Raw genomic sequence first — 21,337 nt, 5'->3', positions numbered from 1 at the left:
GGGCTTCCCGGGGCGTGGCCGGGGCGCGAGGGGCCATGCCATGGTCCGCGCCCATGACGACTCCGAGCCCGAAGTCCGAAGCCCCCGTCACGCCGGAAGCCGTGTTCGCCAGCCTGCTTCAGGAGCTGGGGGAAGCAGGCCGGGCACCGTCTGGAAAGGTCGCCTCCCCGAAGACGCCCGAAGCGTTGGCGGCGGCCCTCTTCGACGTCGCGGGAAGCACGGGCGCGGCGATCTTCTCCGTCTGGGCGGCGGATGACGACACCGACACCGCCGCGGGCGAGGACGAAGACGCGGACGAAGCGGATGCGCCGGTGGCCGGGGAGCGGATCATCAACGCGGGCATCACGCTGTTCTTCATCGCGAAGGACACGCCAGGCACGGTGGGCTTGCTGGGCGCGGAGCGGGTTCCGGTGCGTCAGCCCATGGCTTACGCGCTGTACCGGCCGTTGGGGGCGGCGCTTGCGGCGTACGCGAAGCGGGGCGCGAACCCGGTGCTGCCGGACCGGGGGCACGTGTCCTTCCCCGCGGGAGCGGCGGAGCCGGACATCGAGTTCCGGGTGTCGTTCCGCGAAGACGCGCTGGGCACCTGGACCTCGGTGCTGGCGAGGGACCGGGAGACGCGCCAGGCGTACCCGAGCCTCGCCAGTCTCCCGCTGTCCGCCGAAGCAGCGACGTTCCTCACCGGGCACTTCAACCGCCTGGACAAGTCCCTGTTCAACGGCCAGGTGGTGCTGCTCACGGGAGCCACCGGCACGGGCCGCAGCACGACCCTGCGGGCCGTGATGGATGCGCTGCCCGACAACGTGCACGCGCTGGCGGCGGTGGAGGCGCCGAAGGGCGGGCCGGGAGGCGCCATCGGCATCGTGAAGGTGAGCCCGGAGCTGAAGCTGGTGCAGGCGCTGCGGTCATTCCTGCGGCAGGACCCGGACCTCGTCTTCGCGGACGAGGTGCGCACGCTGGAGGACATGCAGATGCTCTGCAACGCAGCGTTCACGGGGCACGCGGCGGTCTGCGTCCTGGAGGCGAAGACCCCCCAGGAGGGCTACGCGTGGCTGACGGAAGCCATGCCGGGGCTGCCCGTCCATTCACTCATCGTGCACCACGCGCGCGATGCGGCGGGCGGCCTATCGATGACGCTCCATGAGACGAAGCCCACGGAGGATGGCAAGACGCTGCACATCGCCCCGTGGACGCCCGGGAGGTGATCAGGGCTTCCGGGACGCGGTCTTCTTGGGCTTGGGTTCCGGGAAGAGGGTCCCGACGGTTTCCCTCGGCACGCCGTACTCGAAGCGGAACGGAGGCCCCGCGCCCAGGGGGCTCCACCCCGCCGCGAGCGCCCGCCGGATGATGTCGCGAACCAGGCCCGGTGTGACGCCGGTCTGATGCGGGGAGATCCAGTTGTCCGGGCGGCTGACGCGCAGGTCGACGACGAGCACGCGCCGGGGGACTTCCGCGCTGGCCTGGACCGCCAGGAGCATGGGTGTGTCGGCGACCCCCTGCGAATAGGTGGGCTTCTTCCGGATGCGCCAGTCGTAATCGGTCTCGCCGAAGCGGACCCGGCGGCTGCCTTTCTTGGGAATGGTCACGTCGCGCGAGCCTGGTGTGTCGCCGTCAGCTGCCGCATGCCCCAGCGCAACGGAACGTTTCCATCCGAGCGCCGCAGCGGCGCAACAGCCTGGAGGAACGCAGCCTCAAGTGACGCCTGCGCCGCCGGAGACAGGCGGTCCGCGTCATACGTCGTGAGCAGCGACTCCCAGACCTGACGCGGTGGCCCATCGCCCTGCACGGAGAGGGACCGCACCGTGACGTCCACGAAGCCCTCGGCGAAGAGCGCACGCAGTCCGTCGACGGAGCGGACCCGAGGGTCGCCCAGCCGCATGGGAGGAACTTCCGCCGCGCTCTTCATGAGTCCGGAGAACACCTCCAGCGCGTTGCCCGGCACCAGGTCTCCACCCACGACGATGGACACCCGTCCGCCCGGCTTCAGCACACGCCGCAGCTCCGCGAGCACGGTCTCCACGTCGTCCATGAGCATGAGCGCCAGGTGGCTCAACACCACGTCGACGCTGGCATCCCCGAGCGGGAGCGATTGTGCCCGGCCCTGGATCAACGTCGCCGCGCCGGCCAATCGGGTCCGTGCCACGGCGAGCTCATGCGCGCTCATGTCGAGCCCGACAAGAGAGAGCCCCGGCTGGCCCCGCCGCGCGAGCAGCTCCAGGAGGTGCCCATCACCACAGGCCAGGTCGAGCACCGTCAGGGGCCGCGCATCGTGAGGCACGACGGCCTCCAGCAGGGCATAGCTCGAACGGGCCGTTGCACCCTCCACCTCCACCGGAGCGGAAGCGAACCACCGCGAAGTTACTCCCGCGAGGCGCGCATGGAAGTCGAGCAGGTAGGACTCGGAAGGGGAGGGCATGGGCAATCTTCAGCGCCGGGGCTTCTTCTGTCCCGCGTTCGTGGCTTCAGCAGTCAGGGCCAGCACGGAGTACAGGTTCATCGTGTAGACGCTGTTCTCCGGCTCCAGGTCCGAGGCCTTCTGGAAGAAGGCGCTGGCGCGTTCGTAATCGCGCTGGTGGTTCAGGAGGATCATCCCCATGCGGTTGTAGAGCGGCGCGGGCTTCGGCAGGAGCCCGATACTGCGCTCCAGCAGGTCCAGCGCCTCCGCCAGCTTCCCCGCCTGCTCCAGCCGCACGACGCGCTGGAGCACCTCCTCCTGCGCATCCTCCTTCCGGGCCGCCGGAGCCGGCGCCGCGGGAGGAGGCTTCGCCGTCAGCGCCGAGGCCAGTGAAACGGAGGGCAGCGGCGCCTGCGGCCTGGCCCCCGGCGCACGGGCCGCCTTCGCGGACGGCGCGGAGGGCGACGACTTCGGCTCACCCCTCCCGAACACGGGCGTGCCATCTCCCGAGAACGACGTCTCGCCGGAGGCCGACGCCTTCGCACCCCGCCCGAACACGGGCGTGCCATCCCCCGAGAACGATGCATCCGCCGACGCCAGCGTGCCCACCAGCTTCGTCACGCCGCGCTCCGACAGCGACTCGAACACCGCGCGCAGCTCCAGCTCCGTCAGCTGGGTGATCATCGCCATGTCCGCCAGCGCCGTGCGCCCGTCCACGAACGACAGCACGTACGCCTCGAATGGGCTCAGCGGCTGGTTCACCAGGTCCAGCCCCGCCACGATGATGGGCCGCACCGGAGGTCCCTTCGTCTTCGGCTGGGCCTGCGCCTGGAATGACACGACCCGCGTCGCCTCCTCACGCGGCGGACGGGGCACTCCGCGCGCGCCCGTCTGCTCGGGCCGGGTGAGCAGCGCGCGCACCAGCGACACGTTGTCCTGGGGCGGCAGCTCCTCCACGCTCCGCACGAGCAGCAGCTCACAGCGCGCGCACTGGAAGTCCCCCGGCTTGCACGACGCGCCACAGTGCGGACACACCAGGTCCTCCGGCGGGTGCTCGAAGGCCTTCGCGTCCGCGTAGTAGTGCTTGCGGATGGCCGCGCGGATGGACCTTCGCACCGCCACGAACGGCAGCACCTGCGCCACGCCCACCGTCTTCGCGATCTCCTCCAACGCCCGCTGCCGCTGCGGTTCGGAGATGGCCACGTACAGCACGTCCTGCGCCAGCCGCAGGGGCATGAAGTCGAAGCCCTCCGCCAGCCGCACCGGAACGCGCTCCAGGAGCGCTGGCTCCACCTTCGCCTGCGCCAGCTTCTCCGTGGACACGAAGCGCGTCTTCAACTCCTGCGCCAGCAGCCGCAGCACCGGCGTCTCGTCCACGCCCAGCCGCACCAGGCACTCGCCCAGCTTCAGCCCCGTCTCCTTCTGCCGCGCGAGTGCCCGGGACAACACCTCCGGCGTCAGCACCCCATCCAGGACCAACTGCTCCCCGAGCTTGCGCGTCATGCCCCCGATTCAAGGCCGCCCGGGCCCACCCCGTCCACCGGCATCCTCGCCACCTACACCGCTTTCCCGCACGTCCTGTTGCGAACGTGTACGAATGACACTAAGATGGTGTCGAACCTACACAAACATGACGCAGCAGGTGAGGGGGATGCGCGGATGTTCATCGGGTACATGAAGTCAACGCCGACCACGTACGTGATGCAGTACCGGGACGGCGAGGTCGTCCGTGAAGGCGCGGGCCTGTCGTTCCTCTACTGGAAGCCGGCGACGACGCTGGTGGCGGTGCCGCTGTCGAGCGCGGACGTCCCGTTCGCCTTCAACGAGGTCACCCGGGACTTCCAGCCGGTGACGGTGCAGGGGCAGCTGACATACCGCGTGGAGGACCCACGCCGGCTGGCGGGGCTCCTGGACTACTCCATCACCCCGTCGGGACGTCACCGCTCGGATGACCCGGAGAAGCTCGCGGACCGGCTGGTGCAGTCCGCGCAGGTGCGTGCCCGCGCGGTGGTGCAGTCGCTGAGCCTGCGCGAGGTGCTGGTGCAGTCCGACATGCTGGAGGCCCGGGTGCTGTCCGCGCTGGCGGAGGCCGAATCCGTGAAGGCGCTGGGCGTGCACGTGATGGCCTTCTCCGTGCTCTCCATCGCCCCCACGCCGGAGATGGCGCGTGCCCTGGAGGCCGCCGCGCGCGAGGGGCTCCAGCGCGAAGCGGACGAAGCCATCTACGCCCGCCGCAACGCGGCCGTGGAGCAGGAGCGGCGCATCAAGGAGAGCGAGCTGGCCACGGAGCTGGTGGTGGAGGAGCGCCAGCGCCAGATTCGCGAGGCGAAGATGGCCGCGGACATCTCCGTGGAGGAGCAGCGCGCCGCCCTCATGGAGCGCTGGGTCCAGAACGAGCGCCAGTCCGCGGACGCGCGCGCGTACACCCTGGAGAAGACGCTGGAGCCGGTGCGGAACATGGACTGGAAGACGCTGCTGGCCACGTCCGCCAACGGCGGCGACCCGGCCCTGAACATCGCCCTGGCCTTCCGCGAGATGGGCGAGAACGCGGAGCGCATCGGCGAGCTCAACGTGTCGCCGGACCTGCTGCGCTCGCTGCTGCCGTCGAACGCCGGTCCGCCCAACCCCAAGCCGAACAAGCCCGGCCGCGCGGACGCCCACGCCTTCGACCCTCGCGACCGCTAAGCCCCCGGAAGGAGTCACGCCATGTTCGAGAAGGTGGTGCTCGTCACGCGCAAGACGCGGCTGGCGGACCTGGTGGTGCGCTTCAACACGAAGAAGCAGGCGAAGTTCTACGTGGAGCGCGCCGGCCAGGACTTCAACGGATTCGAGGCGGAGGACGACACCTACCGCCGCGCGGTGGACGGCCTGCGCTCACAGCTGGACGTGGGGCTGCCGGTGCAGCAGGTGGACCGCTCGCTCGTGCCCACCTTCCTCTTCACCGGCAAGGAGATTGTCGTGGCGGTGGGGCAGGACGGGCTCGTCGCCAACGTGGCCAAGTACGTGGGCAGCCAGCCGCTGGTGGGCGTCAACCCGGATCCGGCGCGCTTCGACGGCGTGCTCCTGCCCTTCCTCCCGCGCGACGCCCGGAGCGCGGTGCAGCGCACGCTGGAGGGCCGCGCGAACGTGCGGCAGGTGCAGCTGGCGGAGGCGCGGCTCCAGGATGGCCAGCGGCTGCTCGCCTTCAACGACCTGTTCATCGGCGCGCGCACGCACGTGTCCGCCCGCTATGAGGTCCGCTACGGCGGGAGAGAAGAGTCGCAGTCCTCCAGCGGCGTGCTCGTGTCCACCGGCGCGGGCTCCAGCGGGTGGCTGTCGTCCGTGTTCGCGCTCGCGCAGGGGCTCACCCGCTGCACGGGCGGCACGCCGGGGAAGCCCTGGACGCTCGGCTGGGAGGACGCGCGGCTCGCCTTCGTCGTGCGCGAGCCCTTCGTCAGCCGTCACTCGGGCGCGGACATCGTCGGCGGCTTCGTCACCGCTCAAGAGGAACTGGTGCTCGAGTCCCGCATGCCCCAGGGCGGCGTCATCTTCAGCGACGGCATGGAGGAGGATTTCCTCACCTTCGGCGCTGGCGCCACCGCGCGCATCCGGCCGGCCGAGCAGAGGGCCCGCCTGGTCGTCCACTGAGACACCGCACCCGATGCGACAGGTCCCAGGAACCCGGAACGCCCCGAGTATCGTTGGACCTCGCGCGCACTCCCGGGATTTCCAGGTGATACCGCTGCTCCCGCGCGATGGCCCGGTCGCCTTCCTACCCACCGAGCGGGGGCGGTGGGCTCGTCCCGCGGGGCACGCATCACATGCGCGCACCGGGCATCTGTATGAGCGTGGGGAGGCCGCGCCCGGCTCCCCGTCCGGCAGACGACACCGTGTCCCTTCCCCGGACCTGAAATTCCAGGCATGGTGGGCGCAGTCGCCTTACCTTCGAAGCGTAGTCGTTGGGGAAGCAGTCCCAGGTGCAGGCGGAAAACTTCGCCGGAGTTGCGTCCGGTCGTTGATGGGCGTAGGACGCAAATCTCCCGGGAAGTTGCTCAGGGGTGATCAATGGTCGGCCTCGTCATCGCATCGCACGGTCGTCTCGCGGATGAGCTTGTCTCCACCGCTGAACAGATCGTGGGCAAGCTGCCCGCCGTGGCGACCTGCAACATCGAGCCGGGGGCTCCCGTCGAGGACCTCCGCGCCAAGATGAAGCTGGCGGTCAAGGCCGTGGACGAAGGGGATGGGGTCATCATCATGGCCGACCTCTTCGGAGGTACCCCCTGCAAGGAATCGCTGATGATGTGTCAGCGGATGAATCTGGAAGTCCTGGCCGGCGTCAATCTGCCCATGCTGCTGAAGGCCAACTCGCTCCGTTCGGAGCAGATGGCCCTGTCGGACATGGCCAACCAGCTGGCGTCGTACGGCCAGCGCAACATCACCTGTGCATCCGCCCTGCTTCGCGAGGCCCAGCAGCAGCCGCGAACTTGACGGACCCGTACGGGTCGGCGATTCGAGACTGCCGTGATCACCCTGGTCCGCGTCGACAACCGCCTCATCCATGGTCAGGTGGTCGAAGCCTGGCTCCCCCACCTCAAGGTGTCCCGTGTGGTGGTGGCGGACGATGAGGCGGCCTCCAGTCCCCTCATCCGTGCCGCCATGGCGCTCGCCGTGCAGAGCGCCATCGAGGTGCAGATCCTCCCCCTGGCCCAGGTGGACTTCGCCGCCGTGTCCAAGGACGGCGTGCGCACCCTGGTGCTCCTGAGGGACGTCGCCTCCGTGCCGTTCGCCTTCCAGAACGGGCTGGTCATGGACCAGCTCAACCTGGGCAACGTGCACTTCGGCACCGGCCGCCGGCAGGTGTCGCCCTCCGTCTTCCTGGCGGAAGGGGAGCTTCAGGCCCTCCAGCAGCTGTCCGCGCAGGGCGTGCGCGTGGAGGCGCGCGCCGTGCCCGCGGAGAAGTCCGTGGACCTGCCGGATTTGACCGAGCGCTGGTCGAAGGCCGGGTGAGCCGTGAACGTCGGCTGGACCCAGGTGGCGCTCGCGTGTCTCTGGGGGGGCCTGGTGGCCGTGGAGCGCAAGGCGTTCCTCCAGGCCATGCTGTCCCGGCCCCTGGTGGCCGCCACGTTCATGGGCGCCCTGCTGGGTGACGTGGGCGGGGGCCTGTCCGTCGGCATGCTGCTGGAGCTGTTCTACCTGGGCACCGCCAACCTGGGCGCGTCCCTGCCGGAGAACGACACGATCGCGGCCACCGGCACCGCCGCCGCCGCGGCCACCCTCACCACCGCCACCGGCGCGGGCTCCACGCCGGCCATCTGGTCGCTGGCCGTGCTGCTCTTCATCGGGCTGGGGCGGGTGGGGCGCCGGCTGGACCGGCTGCTGGAGGGTTACTCGGCCCGGCTCGCGCGCGTGGCGCTGGCGTCCGCGGAAGCGGGCAACCTCACGCGCGCCATGCGGCAGAACCTGTGGGGCATGTGGCCGCACTTCGCGTGCTACGGCGCCATCACCGGCGCGTGCGCGCTGGCGGGCTTCTTCCTGGAGCCGGTGATGGTGGCGCTGCCGCACGGGCTGGTGCGGGGGCTGGCCTGGGCATACCCGGCCATGGCGTCCGTGGCGGCGGCCATCGCCGCGCAGTCGAGCCACGCGAAGCGCGCGCCCCTGTACGCGGGGCTCGCCGCGGCGGCCGTCACCGCGGCGGTGGTGCTGGTGCAGCTGCAGGAGAACCGGCCATGAGCGTCCAGACGACGCCCGCCCCGGCGACCGCTCCCGCCTTCACGCCGCCCGCGCGGCTGTCGCGGGGCACGGTGCTGCGCGTCTTCCTGCGCTCGCTCTTCCTCCAGGCGTCGTGGAATCCCAAGGGCATGCAGAACCTGGGGCTCGCGTACGCCGTGTACCCGGCGCTGGAGAAGCTGTACCCGCCGGGCCCGCAGCGCGAGGCGGCGGTGCGCCGTCACCTGGTCTTCTTCAACACGCACCCGTACGTGGCCGCGGCCATCGTGGGCGGCGTGGTGAACCACGAGCAGAAGATTGCCCGGGGGGAAGAGACGCCGGACCGGGTGGTGGGCTTCAAGGCGGCGCTGATGGGGCCGCTCGCGGCGCTGGGGGACGGGTTCTTCTGGCTGTCGCTCAAGCCCGCGGTGGGCGGGCTGTGCGCGGCGATGGTGCCCCTGCTGGGCGTCTGGGCGGTGGTGCTCTTCCTGGTGCTCTACAACCTGGTGCACCTGCTGCTCCGCGTCCGGCTGTACTGGCTGGGCCTGAGCCTGGGAGACCGGCTGGTGGAGGCCGTGGCGCGGGTGAACCTGCCCGCCAAGGGCGCGCGGCTGAGGGGCGTGGCGGCGGCGAGCGCGGGCGGGCTGGCCGCGTGGCTGGCGGTGAGCTTCGGGGCGACGGCGGGCGGCACCTGGGCGCCGTTCCTGGCGGTGGGGTGCCTGGCGGTGGGCGTGTTGGCGTACGTGCTGGTGAACCGGCGCGTCCCCACCTACGTGGTCCTCTACGTCGCGGCGGGATTGGCCTGCGCGGCGGGCGCCTTTCTGTGAGTACGAACACTTGAGCGAAGTAGGAGTCGCACGATGGCCAGTGAAGCCGAGGGAACCTTCGAGATCATCAACGCGCTGGGGCTGCACGCCCGGGCCGCGGCGCAGATGGTCAAGGTGGCCAACCGCTTCAAGAGCGAGGTCTCCATCCAGGCCTCCGGGCAGCGCGCCAACGCCAAGTCCATCATGGGCGTGCTGATGCTCGCGGCGGCCCAGGGCACGAAGGTGAAGCTCACCTGCAAGGGCGAGGACGCCGAGGCCTGCCTGTCCGAATTGAAAAAGCTCATCGAGGACCGGTTTGGCGAAGCGCAGTGAGCGTCGAAAGGGGAGGTAGACTCCCCTAAGAGGTCTTGAGAACCGTGAGCAGCCAGGCCACCCCTACACTCAGGTTGACGGGCATCGGTGCCTCCCCGGGCATCGCGGTGGGGCACGCCTTCATCCTGGACCGCAAACGCATCCGCACCCCCAAGCTGCGCCTGGCGGACGCGGAGGTGGAACCCGAGCGGATGCGGATGAAGACCGCCATCGACCTGTCCGACCGGCAGCTCGCGGACCTCAAGGACCAGATTACGCGCACGGAGGGCAGCGACCACGCCCTCATCCTGGAAGCGCACCGGCTGATGCTCCACGACCCCATGCTCGTGGACGAGGTGAACCGCCTCATCGTGGAGGACCGCATCAACGCGGAGTGGGCGGTGCGGCGCACGGCCCGGAAAATCAAACACCTCTTCGACAACATCCCGGACGAGTACTTCCGCGAGCGCCGCTCGGACGTGGACTACGTGGCCGACCGCATCATCCGCAACCTGATGGGCCAGGTGGTGGATGAGGACGTGGAGGTGCCGGCGGAGGCCATCGTCGTCGCGCACGACCTGCCGCCCGCGGACGCGGCGATGATGGCGCGCAGCGGCCGGGTCGCGGGCTTCGTCACCGACCTGGGCGGGCAGACCAGCCACACCGCCATCGTCGCCCGCGCGCGGGAGACGCCCGCGGTGGTGGGCGCGGGCCGCGCGAGCGAACAGATTTCACCGGGCGACCTCGTGGCCATGGACGGCACGCGCGGCGTGGTGCTGGTGAACCCCACGGAGGACCAGCTGGCGCTCTTCCGCGAGGAGCAGCGCCGCTACCTGGAGAGCGAGCAGCTGGCGCTGGCCACGAAGGACCAGCCCGCGGTGAGCACGGACGGCTTCCGCATCCGGCTCAACGGCAACATGGAGTTCCTGGAGGAGATCCCCTCGCTGCTGGCGCACGGCGCGGAGGGCATTGGCCTGTACCGCACGGAGTTCATGTTCCTGGACCGCAAGACGGCGCCCACGGAAGAAGAACACTACCGCGCCTACAAGCAGGTGCTGGAGGCCATGGGCGGCCGTCCCGTCACCATCCGCACGCTGGACCTGGGCGGCGACAAGGTGCCGGGCAAGACGAAGCACGAGAAGGAACCCAACCCGGCCATGGGCCTCAGGGCCATCCGCTACTGCCTGTCCAACCGGGAGCTGTTCCGCGTCCAGCTGCGCGCGCTCCTGCGCGCGAGCGTGCACGGCAACCTGCGCCTCATGTTCCCGCTCATCTGCGGCGTGAGTGAGCTGCGCGAGGCGCGCAGCGAGCTGGAGGCGTGCCGCACGGCGCTGGGGCGTGCCGGGGTACCGGTGGGCAAGCGCTTCCCGGTGGGCATCATGGTGGAGACGCCCAGCGCGGCGACCATCGCGGACCGGCTGGCGCAGGAAGCGGACTTCTTCTCCATCGGGACGAACGACCTCATCCAGTACTCGCTGGCCATCGACCGCCAGAACCGCGAGGTCGCGTACCTCTACCGGCCGCTGCACCTGTCGGTGCTGCGCATGCTCCAGGGCATCGTGGACGCGGCGAAGTCCGCCAACATCCCCGTCTCCATGTGCGGCGAGATGGCGGGCGACCCGCTCTTCACCCTGGTGCTCCTGGCGCTGGGCTTCGACGAGCTGTCCATGACGTCCGGACAGATTCCCGTCGTGAAGCGGCTGATGCGCCGGGTGAGCCGGAGCGAGGCGCTGGAGATGCTCCAGGGCGCGATGGAGCTCACCACCGCGGAGGAGATCGAACGCTTCGTCCGCACGGAGATGGACCGGCGCTTCGGCGGCCACGAAGGCTCGCTGCTGGCCCCCGCGCGGGACCCAGAACCAGAGCCTGTGTAGGCCCTGCTCCCCCGGCTGAATGCGCGGGGGAGGGGGTCGCCGTTTCCAGGCAGGGTGCACACTTTGGCCGGACACGGATGCAGGAGGCAGTAGCGTGTTCAAGCCAACGGACATTCAGCGGGGCATGACGGTGCGGGACCGGGACGGCGAAGCGCTCGGCGGCATCGTCGCGGTGGACCCGCGCGGCTTCACCATCGGAAAGGGGCGCATCTTCGAGCGCGAATACCCGGTGCGCTTCTCCGACGTCGCGGACCTGGACGGGGATGACGTCTACCTGCGCCGGGACCTGGCCAGCCTCCCGGGCGCCATGCTGGTGGACGGCGCGTTGGACCTGGTGGACACCTGCCAGCCGCCGCACCGGCCGGTGGCCTACACGCACGACCTGACGGGCGCGCTGGTGCCCATGGAGTAGTGGACGGAGGGCAGGCGCCCGCACGGCCGCCGCGCTTCAGTCCGGACGGGACTCCCCATCACGCGTGGGGGGCCCGTCTTCGTCGTTCCGGGGGGCCTTGCGTCCGCCGTGGCGGCCTTCCTCGGGCGTCAGCAGGCGGGAGACGGGGCGCAGCAGCACCAGCGACAGCAGGGCCAGGGCCACGGTGGCGCCGGCCACCACGTAGAGGCCCAGCCCGCAGGCCAGGCCCACGGCGGCGGTCACCCAGAGGTTCGCCGCCGTGGTGAGCCCCTTCACGGAGCCTCCGAGGCGCAGGATGACGCCCGCGCCCAGGAAGCCAATGCCCACGACAATCTGGCTGGCGATGCGGCTGATGTCCGCCTGCGCGCCACTCGGGGACTCGCCGGGCCGCAGGAGGTGCTCCGTGTAGACGCTGGCGAGCGTGAAGCAGCACGCCCCCAGCGCCACCAGCGTGTGCGTGCGCAGCCCCGCGGCCTGGTTGCGCGCCTCGCGCTCCACGCCCAGCACGCCGCCCAGCAGCGTGGCCAGCACCAACCGCCAGATGAGGACTTGGGGTTCCACCGGGGCGCGAGGCTACTCGCCCAGGTCGATCTTCTCGTCCTTGTCCGCCTCGTTCAGTTCGGGATTGGGCAGCGTGTCCAGCGTGGCCACCAGCAGCTTGTAGGACGGCACCACGTAGGGCTCCACGTCCGGGCCCAGCTCCTTCACGTACTGCTCCCTGCGCTCCATGTACTTCGTGTCCTCGGAGTCCCAGCTGCCACCGGCCTCCGCGGCCCAGACCTCCTCGCCGTCGCGGCAGCGGATGAGCTGCGCCTTCAGCGCCACCTCCGCGCCCTCGCCCACGCGCTTCACCGTCGGGTCCAGCCAGAGCACGCCCTCGATGCCCTCCACGCACTGGTCCTTGAAGGCCGGGTCCGTGGGGCGCTCGGGCAGGGACGTGTTGGCCTTCACCAGGTAGTCCCGGTTCTGGTTCAGCCACTGCCGCGCGATGAGGCTCCACAGGTCGCCAATGTACTGCTGCCCTTGAGGGAACGGCTGCGTCACCACCGCCAGCCGCTTCACCTGCTGCCGGTCCACCGTCGCGTAGTCGGGACGCAGGCGCTGGCTCTTCACCGTGCTCGCGCAACCCGTGAGCACCATCAGGCCCAGCACCGCGCCCACCCGCTTGAACGTCCCCATGGCTTGAAGCTCCCGAAGAAAAAGAACGGCCCCGCCCTTCCCTTGGGGGAAGGCGGGGCCGCGAGGTCCGGCGCGGATATTAAGCGCTTCTTCCGCGCTGTCAGGCGGCGCGTGTGGAGGACGAGTCGCCGCCCGGAGCGGAACCGCCCTCTGGCGAACGTCCCGCGTCCTTCTGCCGCTTGTCGTGCATCAGCTGCATCACCGCCGCCAGCACCGTGAAGGACACCAGCAGCGTGGTGATGAGGCCGATGCAGGCGACGAGGCCCATGGAGCGCAGGCCGTTGTGGCTGGCCACCAGCAGCGCCGCGAAGGCCGCCACCGCCGTCAGCGTGGAGGACACCACCGCCGCGCCCACGCTGCGCAGCGCCACCAGGGGGGACGTGCCCTCCAGGAAGCGGTGCAGCAGGTAGAGGCCGTGGCTCACGCCGAAGCCCAGGAGGATGGGCAGGATGATGATGTTCATGAAGTTCAGGCGCAGGTCGAACAGCGCCATGAAGCCCATCATCATCGCCAGGCCCACCGTCAGCGGAATCACCGACGCCAGCGCCAGCTTCGCGTTGCGGAAGTCCGCGAAGTGCATCACCAGGATCCACAGCGCGGTGAGGATGACCGTGAGCTTCGCGTCCTTGAGCACCATGCGCGCCAGCGACGCGTACAGCTGCGTGGCGCCCGCGGCGCGGAACTCCTTCTCCACCGGCGCGCCCGTGGGCCCGCCCTGCGTGAACTTGCCCGGCGTCACCATGCCCTTGATGGAGGAGGTCTGGTCCGCGAACTGGAGCATCTGCTTGCCGTCCCACAGGTCCACGCTCGGGTAGATGAACGTGAGGTAGCCGTGGTTCTCCGGGCTGGTGCTGGGCAGGTGGCGGAACTGCGAGGCGTAGATTTCCGGCACGTGGTGCACGTCGAAGGGCCGGGCCTCCAGCATCTTGAAGAACAGGGCCGCCTTCTCCTGCGTCTCTGGCGGCAGCGCCTTCACGTCGATCTCCTTCAGCTCCTCCTGCCACTCCTCCAGGATCTTCGCGTTCGCCTGCGAGATGCCCTCCGGCGGCACGAAGGTGAAGAGGCTCATCACCTGGGAGATGGCGGGGCGCTTCTTCGGGTCGGCCGTCAGCTCCTTGTAGAGGGCCTCCGTCTCCGCCAGGTCCTTGGTGTAGACGGCCAGCGGGTCGCTGGCGATCTTGAAGCGCGCGTTGATTTCATCCTGCAGCACCACGGACGGCTGGTTCGCCGGCATCAGCGCGCGGGTGTTGTAGTTGAAGCGCACGCCGTACGGCAGCCGCGCGAAGAAGCCCGCGTCCGCCGGGGGCTCGCCGCTCTTCCACGGGATGGCCGCGCCGCACACCACCGCGACAATCACGCAGCCCACCGCCAGCACCAGGCCGGGGCGCGGGATGCGCAGCTCCTTGCCGGTCGCGCTGTTCGTGGGCGGCGGCTTCATCACGCCAATGAGCTTCTGGGGCAGCTCCGGGTTCTTGCGGCCCGCGATGGCCAGGATCGCCGGACACCAGGAGAACAGCGTGAAGCCGAGGATCAGCGTGCCCGTGCCGGACAGGAGGCCGAACTGGGAGAAGCCTTTGAACTCGCTCACCATCAGCACGTAGAAGGAGCCCGCCACCACCACCGCGGACACCAGTGCGGGCCGGCCCGCGTTGATGACCGCGTCGCGGATGGCCACGTCGTAGCGCTTGCCCGCGCCCAGCTCCAGGCGCGTGCGGAAGATGAAGTGGATGCCGTAGTCGATGCCGAACCCCAACATGATGCCACCCAGGATGGAGGTGATCATGTTGAGCTCACCCAGCGTCGCGTAGGTGAAGCCCAGCGTGTACACCGTGCCCACCACCGTGCCGCTCACCACGATGAGCGTGGGCGCCCACTTGCGGAAGAACGCGATGGTGATGACGAAGATGGCGACGAGCGCGATGATGGTGACCGGCTGGAGCGAGTCCTCGATGGCGTACGAGTCGTCCACCGCCGTCTTGTAGGAACCCGTGAAGCCGTAGGCGACCGTCTTCTTGTCGCCCATCTTGTAGTAGTCCTCCACCAGCTGCACGCCGGCCTTGTTGCTCTTGGAGTACTCGGCCAGGTCCGTGCGCAGCTTGTCCACGTACAGCTTCGTCTGGCCAATCTGGTTGGTGTCCCACATCGGCTTGATGAGGAGCAGCAGCAGCTTGCGGTCCTGGGAGATGTAGTAGTCGTCCGCGATGCTCTTGTTGCCAACGCTGGAGTACTTGTCGACCAGGTCCTGCAGGTCCAGCTTCACCGGCTCCGTCTTCTTGATTTCAATGTAGAAGGGGTTCGCGCGGCGGATCTGATCCTTGAGGAACGCCATGATGCGGCGCTTGCCCTCGGCCAGGTCCTCCGTCTTCACGAACAGCACCATGTTGTTCTGAACGAACTCGACGGGAATCTTGTACGTCAGGGAGCGCACGTGCTCCTTGTCGTTGCCCGCCATCACGGCCAGGTCGTCCGCCACCTTCTTGAGCGTGGCCTCGTCATCACCGCGCAGCGCGACCATGAAGAAGCCGCTGCCGCCCACCATGTCGATGACCCGCTTGACGTCCTTCACCTCCTGCAAATCCTGGGAGATGAGGTCCAGCTGGTTCGAGTTGATGGTCAGCTTCGACGTGCCCCACACGGCCAGGCCGAGCAACAGCAGCAGCACGGTCATGACGGTGCCGGGGCGCCGGACCATCAGCTCTGCGTAGGCAAGGGCGAGGCGGGGCGGGGGATGGGACGAGGGATTGCCGCTCATGGGCGCGGGACCCTATCGCCGAACGTCCCCGCCCGGAAGCAAAGCCGGGGATGCCTGTCCGCCCTACCTCCGCGCAGGACAGGGCCTCTTACCCTCCGGGAATAACCCGCGCTTCCGTCCCGCCCGCAGCGGGCTCGTCCCGGGGAGGGATGAGGAAGGGGAGCGGCTGGCGCAGGAAGCGCACGGCCATGGCGGCCAGGAAGCGCAGGCCCTCCAGCACCGGGACGTCGCGGGCGCGCAGGGCCACGCCCAGGGCCAGTGCGAAGGACACGCCGAAGTTGACGATGCCGACGACGAGCACCCCCGCGGCGGCTGCCAGGAAGCCCGGTTCCATCACGGCGGAGGGGCCCAGCGCGCACCCGGCGAAGGCGAGCGCGCCGAAGGAGAAGGTGACGTGCCGCACGTCCAGCGGGACGCCGAAGAAGCCGCCCACGCCCGGCATCACCACCAGCAGCACGCCCAGGGTGACGCCGCCACCCACGCCCGCCGCGTGGTGCATCAGCGCGTCCGCCACCTTGCGCGCGCCGGTCACGCCAATGAGGGCGCGCAGCACGCGGTGGTGGGCGAGCGCCTCCGGCAGGCGGCGGTAGACGACGAAGTTCTCGAACCAGCCGGCGGCCACGCTGGAGGCCCAGAGCATCACGCCCGTCAGGGCGGCGTAGAGGAGCGTCGCGCTCTTCCAGGGGTGCAGCGTATCCACCACGTGCTGCGCCTGCTGCGCGGTGAGGTACGCGTGGCCCTTGAGGAACTGGAAGCCCAGCCCCAGCGCCACCGCGACGGGCAGGACGCAGCCCAGGTTGCCCAGGATGGCCGCGAGCTGCGAGCGGGTGATGCGCGGCACCAGCGCCGCCAGGCGCTCCATGCGCCGGGTGCCTCCGTCCGGCCCTGTGTCCTCGCCCACCGCGGCCGCCAGCGTGGAGGCCGTCATGGACGGCTGCTTGGTGGCCAGCGTGAAGCCCAGCATCTGCATCAGCACGAAGCTGCCCGCGTAGTTGAGCGCGACGAAGAGGCCCGCGAAGAAGGGAGCCAGCGGCAGTCCGGTGAGGAGGAACTTCAGCGCGACGGCGCACGCGGAGAGCAGGCCGCCGCCCGCCGCCGAGTGCACCATGTGGTGGAACTCGGCCGTCGTGGAGGTGATGTAGTGCTCGCCCGTGTTGCCGGTGCGCTCGATGACTTTTCGCGCCAGCAGCCGGGCGTTGCGCCGCACCAGCGCGCGCACGGAGCGGTCCGCGTGCGCGTACTCCAGCAGGTCCGACAGCAGCGCCAGCGCCTCACGCCAGCGGGGCTCGCCGCGGGCCGCGCCCAACACCCGCGCGATGGCCTCCATCCGGTCCAGGCCGCGCCGGATGCGCTCCATCCGGTACACCAGGTCCACGCTGACGCCGGAGTACTCCAGGTGAAGCGTGACGGACCGCACCACGCCCCGGCAGTCCTCCACCACGCGCCCCAGGTCCTTGAGCACGTCCGGGGCGCCGTCGCGCGCCAGCACCGCGTCGCACGCCATCCGCAGCCGCAGGAAGGGGGACGCGCGCAGGGACGTCTCCGGGGTGCGGTCTCGCACGTCCTCCTCCAGCCCCAGCCCCGTCACCTGCACCGCCAGCAGCAGCAGCGCGTCCATCAGGTCGCCGCGCACGCGCGCGGACGGCGTGGGCTCGGGTGGGGGTGGCTCGCCCACCAGCGCCGTCAGCCGCGCCAGGAGCGCCGGGGACAACGCGCCCAGCCACTCCGCGTCCCCGGGAACCGGGAACAGGCGCAGGAGCAGCTCGGACAGCTTGCCCGGCTCCGGCGGCGTGGGCAGCACGCCGCGCACGAAGCGGTCCGTCAGCTCGGAGAAGAAGCCGTTGCCGCCGCTCAGCCCCACCTGGGCGAAGAGCTTCAGCCCCCGGCTGCCCGCGCACACCCCCGCCACCAGCCGGGTGACGGATGCGCGAAAGGTGGGCTCTGCCTCCAGCACGCGCACCAGCAGGGCCAGCCGCGAGTCCGCCGGGGACAGCGCGGCGTCCTCCACCTCCGTGAGGCCATGGGCGGGGATGCGCTCGCGCAGCCACTGCATCCAGCGCTCCACCCACTCCAGGCGCGGCTCCAGGCCGTCGCCGGGGACCTCCGACAGGAGCCGGAAGAGGTCCCGCACGGCGGGGTGGCCCGGCGCCCGGGGCGCGTGCTGCACGCAGAAGGCGTCCACCACCCGGGCGGACGGCGCGCTGCGGCCCAGAAGCTGCGGGGCGGTGGTGGAGACGGTCATTCGCCAGGCGCTCCGGGGGCGGGGAACGCCCCAAGCCTACCCGGCCCGCGCCTCCCCCGGAACCCTGGGGGACGACGAGGGCCAGGTTGCCTGGCTGCTGAGGCGGTGGATGACTGGATTACTTCACCTTCACCGCACCCAGTTCGTCGTTCTTCTTGCGCATGGCGCCCAGCAGGCCGTCCCAGCCGCCTTCCTTGAAGAGGGGGCGGACCTGATCATCGCGGATGCCGGTGAGCATGGAGTCACCCAGCACGGACACGTCCACGACCTTCCAGCTGGTGCCCACCTTCTCCACGGCGTACTTCAGCTTCATCTCCTGCTTCTTGAGCGGGTGGTTGATGAAGATGGTGGAGCCCACGAGCGCCTTGTCGCCCGTCACCAGCGGCTCGTCGTAGGTGATGGAGTCCAGGTTCTTGAAGTTCTCGCGGACCTTGGGGAAGGCGATCTTCGCGAACAGGTTCTGGAAGAGCTGGGTGAACTCCTTGCGCTGGGCGTCCGTGGCCTTGGTCCACTCGTCGCCCAGCAGGAACAGGCCCTGCTGGTCGCTGCCCAGGTTCTCCAGGGCCTTGAGGTCCTTCTCGTAGCGCACGGACTGCACCACGGTCTTCACCGGCTTGGTGATGGCTTCGGAAGCCTTGGGCGCGGCGAGCGCGGGCGCGGCGAAAGCGAGGGCAACCAGGAAGGGAAGGGTGCGGATGCGGGCGTTGACGTTCATATGGGTCGGTGACCTCCAGAAGAAGGGCGCGGGTCCTGTAGCCCAGGAGAACGCCGCGCGAACCATGAAATTCATCCGGCGTGCAGGCACACCTGGCGCGTCGGGTCTGCCCGGCTGAAGGGCTTTTCCGCCGAATAAACCTGTGTATCAGCAGGTTTGACTCTGCTGGGACCGCACGTTTAGTGTCCGAACCCCTGCGCTGCGTCACCGAATTAGCGCGAAGCCCGAGAAGACATGCCTACCGACTTCCTGTTCACGTCTGAATCCGTCACCGAGGGCCACCCGGACAAGATCGCCGACCAGATCTCCGACGGTGTGCTCGATGCCATCATCGCCAAGGATCCGCAGGCGCGCGTCGCCGTGGAGACGCTCGTCAAGACGGGCCTCGCCATCGTCGCGGGCGAGGTGACGACGAACACCTACGTGGACATCCCGAAGATCGTCCGCTCCACCATCACGCGCATCGGCTACACCGACAGCGCCATGGGCTACGACGGCAACACCTGCGGCGTCATGGTGGCCATCGAAGGCCAGAGCCAGGACATCGCGCGCGGCGTGGACAACAAGAAGGACCAGGGCGCCGGCGACCAGGGCATGATGTTCGGCTTCGCGTGCGACGAGACGCCGGAGCTGATGCCCGCGCCCATCCACTACGCGCACGCGCTGACCCGCCGTCTGGCGGAGGTGCGCCGCAAGAACCACCCGTGGATCCGCCCGGACGGCAAGAGCCAGGTCACGGTGGAGTACAAGGACGGCAAGCCGGTCCGCATCGACGCGGTGGTGCTGTCCACGCAGCACTCGGATGACGTCTCCAACAAGAAGATCCAGGAGGCCATCCGCGAGGACGTCATCCTGAAGGTCCTGCCGAAGAAGCTCATCGACAACAAGACCAAGTTCTTCATCAACCCCACGGGCCGCTTCGTCATCGGCGGCCCCATGGGCGACTCGGGCCTCACCGGCCGCAAGATCATCGTCGACACCTACGGCGGCATGGGCCGTCACGGTGGCGGCGCGTTCAGCGGCAAGGACCCGTCCAAGGTGGACCGCTCGGCCGCGTACATGGGCCGCTACATCGCGAAGAACGTCGTGGCGGCGGGCCTGGCCAGCCGTTGCGAGGTGCAGGTCTCCTACGCCATCGGCGTGGCGGAGCCCGTGAGCGTGATGGTGGAGACCTTCGGCACGTCCACCGTGCCGGAAGAGCAGATCGCCCGCGCCGTGCGCCAGACGTTCGGCCTGCGTCCGCGCGAAATCACGGAGCACCTGGACCTGCTGCGGCCCATCTACCAGAAGACCGCCGCCTACGGTCACTTCGGCCGCTCCGACAAGGAGTTCACCTGGGAGCGCACGGACAAGAAGGACGCGCTCCGCGAGGCGGCCTCCTCCCCCGCCCCCAAGGTGCGCACGCCGCGCCTGAAGGCGGTCTGACGCACTTCCGGAAGCCTTCCGGTTGAGCCCACGCGCTCGTCCCTCCCGGGGCGAGCGCGTTTTCATTCGCCGGGCATTCACGGTGGGTGAATTGTTGGGGCACGGGCATGCCGGCTCCCGGTGCCGGGTCTGGCTGGCGCATCGTGCTGCTCACCGTGGCCCCCCGCGGTGGCGCACGACTTCACGTTGGCGCCGCGAGCCCGGGAACATGCCAGAGGAAGGCCTCCAGCACGGAGCGCGGGGGCCCTGACGATGTGTACCGCGATGAGGCGGGCACGCCGGTCATCCTGTCCCTTGCACGTGACGGGAGCCCGGGCGGTGAAGGCCTGACGTGGACCTGTCCTCTCGGAGCCTCCTGCCGGAGTGAGCCGGGCCCGCTGATTGCAATCACAGTCATCCCGGAAGGCAGAGGGGCCTTCCGTGAGGGACACGCTGACAGCGGTCCGTGCCGTCAGCGTGCCGGAAAGACAGACATGGCAAGAAAGCAGCGGCGTCAGCGCGGCATGACGCTGATTGAAATCATGGTCGTCATCACCATCCTGGGCCTCATCGCCGCCGCGGTGGGCGTGTCGGTGATGGGCCAGTTCGGCCAGGCGAAGCAGCAGCGGGTGAAGCTGGACTTCGGCTCGCTGGGCCAGGCGCTCCAGCTGTACGCGATGAAGAAGGGGAAGCTTCCGGACACCACCGCGGGGCTGCGCGCGCTGGTGGAGGAGCGCATCCTCCCGGAGCTTCCGCGCGACCCGTGGGGCAATGACTACGTGTACACGCTGGACCGGGGCGTCCCCGCCATCGTGTCACTGGGCGCGGATGGCGCACCGGGTGGCGACGGTGATGACGGGGACCTCTCGTCACTCGACCGGGACGCGCGGTCCCGGGAGTGACGGGAGGAGGAAAGGATGCTGCCCGAGTGGAGAAGCCACGATTGATGGCGTGATAGGCCAGGACGGATTTGAACCGTGGGCTCCCGTGAAGGAGCCTTACCAGGGCGTGTAGGGCCTCTCCGGCCGGGCAGCACTCCCAGGGACGCGAGCGCCGCGAAATCCTGACGGGGGATTTTCGCGGGCCTTTTCAGTCCACGGGGAAGGTGTCGAGCGTGAGGGACTCGGGGGGGACCTTCAGCTCCCGCGGCAGCTTGAGGACGCCGTCCAGGTAGCGCCAGCCGGTGCCGTCGTGGCGGAAGTCCGAGCGCTCCACGAAGGACTGGTCCTTTCCCTTCTCGAACACCTTGGCGAAGAAGAGGACGCGTGAGAGCCCCGACGCGTCCGGGGGCTGGTGGCCCAGCACCACCAGCCCCGGGTACTGGTGGGCCTGCGCGAAGGCGCGCAGCTCGCGCACGACGTCCGCTTCTGGACGGGCCTTCATCGCGTGGCCGGGGTGGAGCGTCTTCCACAGGTAGGCGGCGTCGCGCAGGGCGAAGGCGGCGTAGCGGCTGCGCATGAGGCGCTCGGCGTCGGGGGCTTCCGTCTCGCCTTTGTGGAAGGGGGCGCAGCACTGCTTGTAGCGCTGGCCGGAGGAGCAGGGACACAGGGGGGCGGGGGGC

At 69.7% G+C, this 21,337-nt stretch carries 21 protein-coding genes; 12 read left to right on the top strand and 9 right to left on the bottom strand.

Going from position 1 to position 21,337, the window contains the following annotated elements:
* The coding region (locus D7W81_RS26300) for an ATPase, T2SS/T4P/T4SS family (protein ID WP_208721463.1) at positions 1–1,205 on the top strand (1,205 nt) is incomplete at its 5' end.
* Here D7W81_RS26300 and D7W81_RS26295 read toward each other — a convergent pair.
* Genes D7W81_RS26295 through D7W81_RS26285 form a run of 3 tightly spaced genes read right to left on the bottom strand, consistent with a single transcriptional unit; the run spans position 1,206 to position 3,898 of the window.
* Entirely contained in the window at positions 1,206–1,586 is a 381-nt protein-coding gene (locus tag D7W81_RS26295; RefSeq protein ID WP_208721462.1) for a hypothetical protein, read from the bottom strand. It lies immediately after the preceding gene.
* Positions 1,583–2,416 carry a class I SAM-dependent methyltransferase gene (locus D7W81_RS26290; RefSeq protein ID WP_120558139.1) on the bottom strand — a complete coding sequence of 278 codons (834 nt, stop codon included), beginning with the start codon at positions 2,414–2,416 and terminating at the stop codon, positions 1,583–1,585. Before D7W81_RS26290 ends, D7W81_RS26295 begins: the two co-directional genes overlap by 4 nt.
* Positions 2,417–2,425: 9 nt before the next feature.
* Entirely contained in the window at positions 2,426–3,898 is a 1,473-nt protein-coding gene (locus tag D7W81_RS26285) for a GspE/PulE/PilB domain-containing protein (RefSeq protein ID WP_120558138.1), read from the bottom strand.
* A gap of 171 nt (positions 3,899–4,069) precedes the next feature.
* On the opposite strand from D7W81_RS26285, the gene D7W81_RS26280 reads away from it, so the two are divergent.
* The 9 genes from D7W81_RS26280 (at position 4,070) to D7W81_RS26240 (ending at position 11,484) form a co-directional block, all read left to right on the top strand.
* A complete protein-coding gene (locus D7W81_RS26280; RefSeq protein WP_244227440.1) occupies positions 4,070–5,080 on the top strand; it encodes an SPFH domain-containing protein in 1,011 nt (336 codons plus the stop codon).
* Between the two features lie 21 nt (positions 5,081–5,101).
* The gene (locus D7W81_RS26275) at positions 5,102–6,022 is read left to right on the top strand and encodes a diacylglycerol kinase catalytic domain-containing protein (RefSeq protein WP_120558136.1); all 921 of its coding nucleotides are present in this window, start codon (positions 5,102–5,104) and stop codon (positions 6,020–6,022) included.
* A gap of 417 nt (positions 6,023–6,439) precedes the next feature.
* Positions 6,440–6,862: a PTS sugar transporter subunit IIA gene (locus D7W81_RS26270; RefSeq protein ID WP_120527413.1), complete on the top strand. Its 423-nt coding sequence runs from the start codon at positions 6,440–6,442 to the stop codon at positions 6,860–6,862.
* Between the two features lie 33 nt (positions 6,863–6,895).
* Positions 6,896–7,381, top strand: a complete 486-nt coding sequence (locus D7W81_RS26265) for a PTS sugar transporter subunit IIB (RefSeq protein WP_120558135.1) — start codon at positions 6,896–6,898, stop codon at positions 7,379–7,381.
* A 3-nt stretch (positions 7,382–7,384) separates the two neighbouring features.
* The gene (locus D7W81_RS26260; RefSeq protein WP_120558134.1) at positions 7,385–8,104 is read left to right on the top strand and encodes a PTS sugar transporter subunit IIC; all 720 of its coding nucleotides are present in this window, start codon (positions 7,385–7,387) and stop codon (positions 8,102–8,104) included.
* A complete protein-coding gene (locus D7W81_RS26255) occupies positions 8,101–8,907 on the top strand; it encodes a PTS system mannose/fructose/sorbose family transporter subunit IID (protein ID WP_120558133.1) in 807 nt (268 codons plus the stop codon). Before D7W81_RS26260 ends, D7W81_RS26255 begins: the two co-directional genes overlap by 4 nt.
* Positions 8,908–8,940: 33 nt before the next feature.
* Positions 8,941–9,219, top strand: a complete 279-nt coding sequence (locus tag D7W81_RS26250; protein WP_014399907.1) for an HPr family phosphocarrier protein — start codon at positions 8,941–8,943, stop codon at positions 9,217–9,219.
* Between the two features lie 44 nt (positions 9,220–9,263).
* Entirely contained in the window at positions 9,264–11,072 is a 1,809-nt protein-coding gene (gene ptsP, locus D7W81_RS26245) for a phosphoenolpyruvate--protein phosphotransferase (RefSeq protein WP_120558132.1), read from the top strand.
* Positions 11,073–11,166: 94 nt separating this feature from the next.
* Entirely contained in the window at positions 11,167–11,484 is a 318-nt protein-coding gene (locus D7W81_RS26240; RefSeq protein ID WP_120558131.1) for a hypothetical protein, read from the top strand.
* 36 nt (positions 11,485–11,520) lie between these two features.
* On the opposite strand, the gene D7W81_RS26235 is transcribed toward D7W81_RS26240, so the two are convergent.
* The 5 genes from D7W81_RS26235 to D7W81_RS26215 all read right to left on the bottom strand — a co-directional run bounded on the left by D7W81_RS26235 (position 11,521) and on the right by D7W81_RS26215 (position 18,372).
* Positions 11,521–12,045, bottom strand: a complete 525-nt coding sequence (locus tag D7W81_RS26235; RefSeq protein ID WP_120558130.1) for an MgtC/SapB family protein — start codon at positions 12,043–12,045, stop codon at positions 11,521–11,523.
* Between the two features lie 12 nt (positions 12,046–12,057).
* On the bottom strand, positions 12,058–12,663 hold the full coding sequence (locus D7W81_RS26230) for an MXAN_6521/LA_1396 family lipoprotein (protein WP_120558129.1): 606 nt from the start codon (positions 12,661–12,663) through the stop codon (positions 12,058–12,060).
* A gap of 100 nt (positions 12,664–12,763) precedes the next feature.
* The gene (locus D7W81_RS26225; protein ID WP_120558128.1) at positions 12,764–15,415 is read right to left on the bottom strand and encodes an efflux RND transporter permease subunit; all 2,652 of its coding nucleotides are present in this window, start codon (positions 15,413–15,415) and stop codon (positions 12,764–12,766) included.
* A gap of 88 nt (positions 15,416–15,503) precedes the next feature.
* Positions 15,504–17,657, bottom strand: coding sequence for a site-specific recombinase (locus tag D7W81_RS26220; protein WP_120558127.1), 2,154 nt, complete (start codon positions 17,655–17,657; stop codon positions 15,504–15,506).
* A gap of 118 nt (positions 17,658–17,775) precedes the next feature.
* Entirely contained in the window at positions 17,776–18,372 is a 597-nt protein-coding gene (locus D7W81_RS26215; RefSeq protein WP_120558126.1) for an ABC transporter substrate-binding protein, read from the bottom strand.
* Between the two features lie 234 nt (positions 18,373–18,606).
* Here D7W81_RS26215 and metK point away from each other — a divergent pair, with 234 nt between their 5' ends.
* Positions 18,607–19,797: a methionine adenosyltransferase gene (gene metK / locus D7W81_RS26210; RefSeq protein WP_120558125.1), complete on the top strand. Its 1,191-nt coding sequence runs from the start codon at positions 18,607–18,609 to the stop codon at positions 19,795–19,797.
* Between the two features lie 473 nt (positions 19,798–20,270).
* Positions 20,271–20,678, top strand: coding sequence for a type II secretion system protein GspG (locus D7W81_RS26205; protein WP_120558124.1), 408 nt, complete (start codon positions 20,271–20,273; stop codon positions 20,676–20,678).
* Between the two features lie 187 nt (positions 20,679–20,865).
* On the opposite strand, the gene D7W81_RS26200 is transcribed toward D7W81_RS26205, so the two are convergent.
* A partial coding sequence (locus tag D7W81_RS26200; protein WP_244227439.1) for a YchJ family protein occupies positions 20,866–21,337 on the bottom strand: 472 nt, incomplete at its 5' end.

Source organism: Corallococcus aberystwythensis (genome assembly GCF_003612165.1).
GTDB lineage: Bacteria > Myxococcota > Myxococcia > Myxococcales > Myxococcaceae > Corallococcus > Corallococcus aberystwythensis.
Note: the sequence above shows the minus strand (reverse complement) of the source record. Positions and strands in the feature narration are given on the sequence as shown.

What these genes read in the sequence shown, in the direction of transcription:
- D7W81_RS26220 (WP_120558127.1), bottom strand. Translation starts at nt 17,657, where the DNA reads ATGACCGTCTCCACCACCGCCCCGCAGCTTCTGGGCCGCAGCGCGCCG.
- D7W81_RS26280 (WP_244227440.1), top strand. Translation starts at nt 4,070, where the DNA reads ATGAAGTCAACGCCGACCACGTACGTGATGCAGTACCGGGACGGCGAG.
- D7W81_RS26225 (WP_120558128.1), bottom strand. Translation starts at nt 15,415, where the DNA reads ATGAGCGGCAATCCCTCGTCCCATCCCCCGCCCCGCCTCGCCCTTGCC.
- D7W81_RS26250 (WP_014399907.1), top strand. Translation starts at nt 8,941, where the DNA reads ATGGCCAGTGAAGCCGAGGGAACCTTCGAGATCATCAACGCGCTGGGG.
- D7W81_RS26230 (WP_120558129.1), bottom strand. Translation starts at nt 12,663, where the DNA reads ATGGGGACGTTCAAGCGGGTGGGCGCGGTGCTGGGCCTGATGGTGCTC.
- D7W81_RS26270 (WP_120527413.1), top strand. Translation starts at nt 6,440, where the DNA reads ATGGTCGGCCTCGTCATCGCATCGCACGGTCGTCTCGCGGATGAGCTT.
- D7W81_RS26275 (WP_120558136.1), top strand. Translation starts at nt 5,102, where the DNA reads ATGTTCGAGAAGGTGGTGCTCGTCACGCGCAAGACGCGGCTGGCGGAC.
- D7W81_RS26205 (WP_120558124.1), top strand. Translation starts at nt 20,271, where the DNA reads ATGGCAAGAAAGCAGCGGCGTCAGCGCGGCATGACGCTGATTGAAATC.
- D7W81_RS26255 (WP_120558133.1), top strand. Translation starts at nt 8,101, where the DNA reads ATGAGCGTCCAGACGACGCCCGCCCCGGCGACCGCTCCCGCCTTCACG.
- D7W81_RS26290 (WP_120558139.1), bottom strand. Translation starts at nt 2,416, where the DNA reads ATGCCCTCCCCTTCCGAGTCCTACCTGCTCGACTTCCATGCGCGCCTC.
- D7W81_RS26285 (WP_120558138.1), bottom strand. Translation starts at nt 3,898, where the DNA reads ATGACGCGCAAGCTCGGGGAGCAGTTGGTCCTGGATGGGGTGCTGACG.
- D7W81_RS26215 (WP_120558126.1), bottom strand. Translation starts at nt 18,372, where the DNA reads ATGAACGTCAACGCCCGCATCCGCACCCTTCCCTTCCTGGTTGCCCTC.
- metK (WP_120558125.1), top strand. Translation starts at nt 18,607, where the DNA reads ATGCCTACCGACTTCCTGTTCACGTCTGAATCCGTCACCGAGGGCCAC.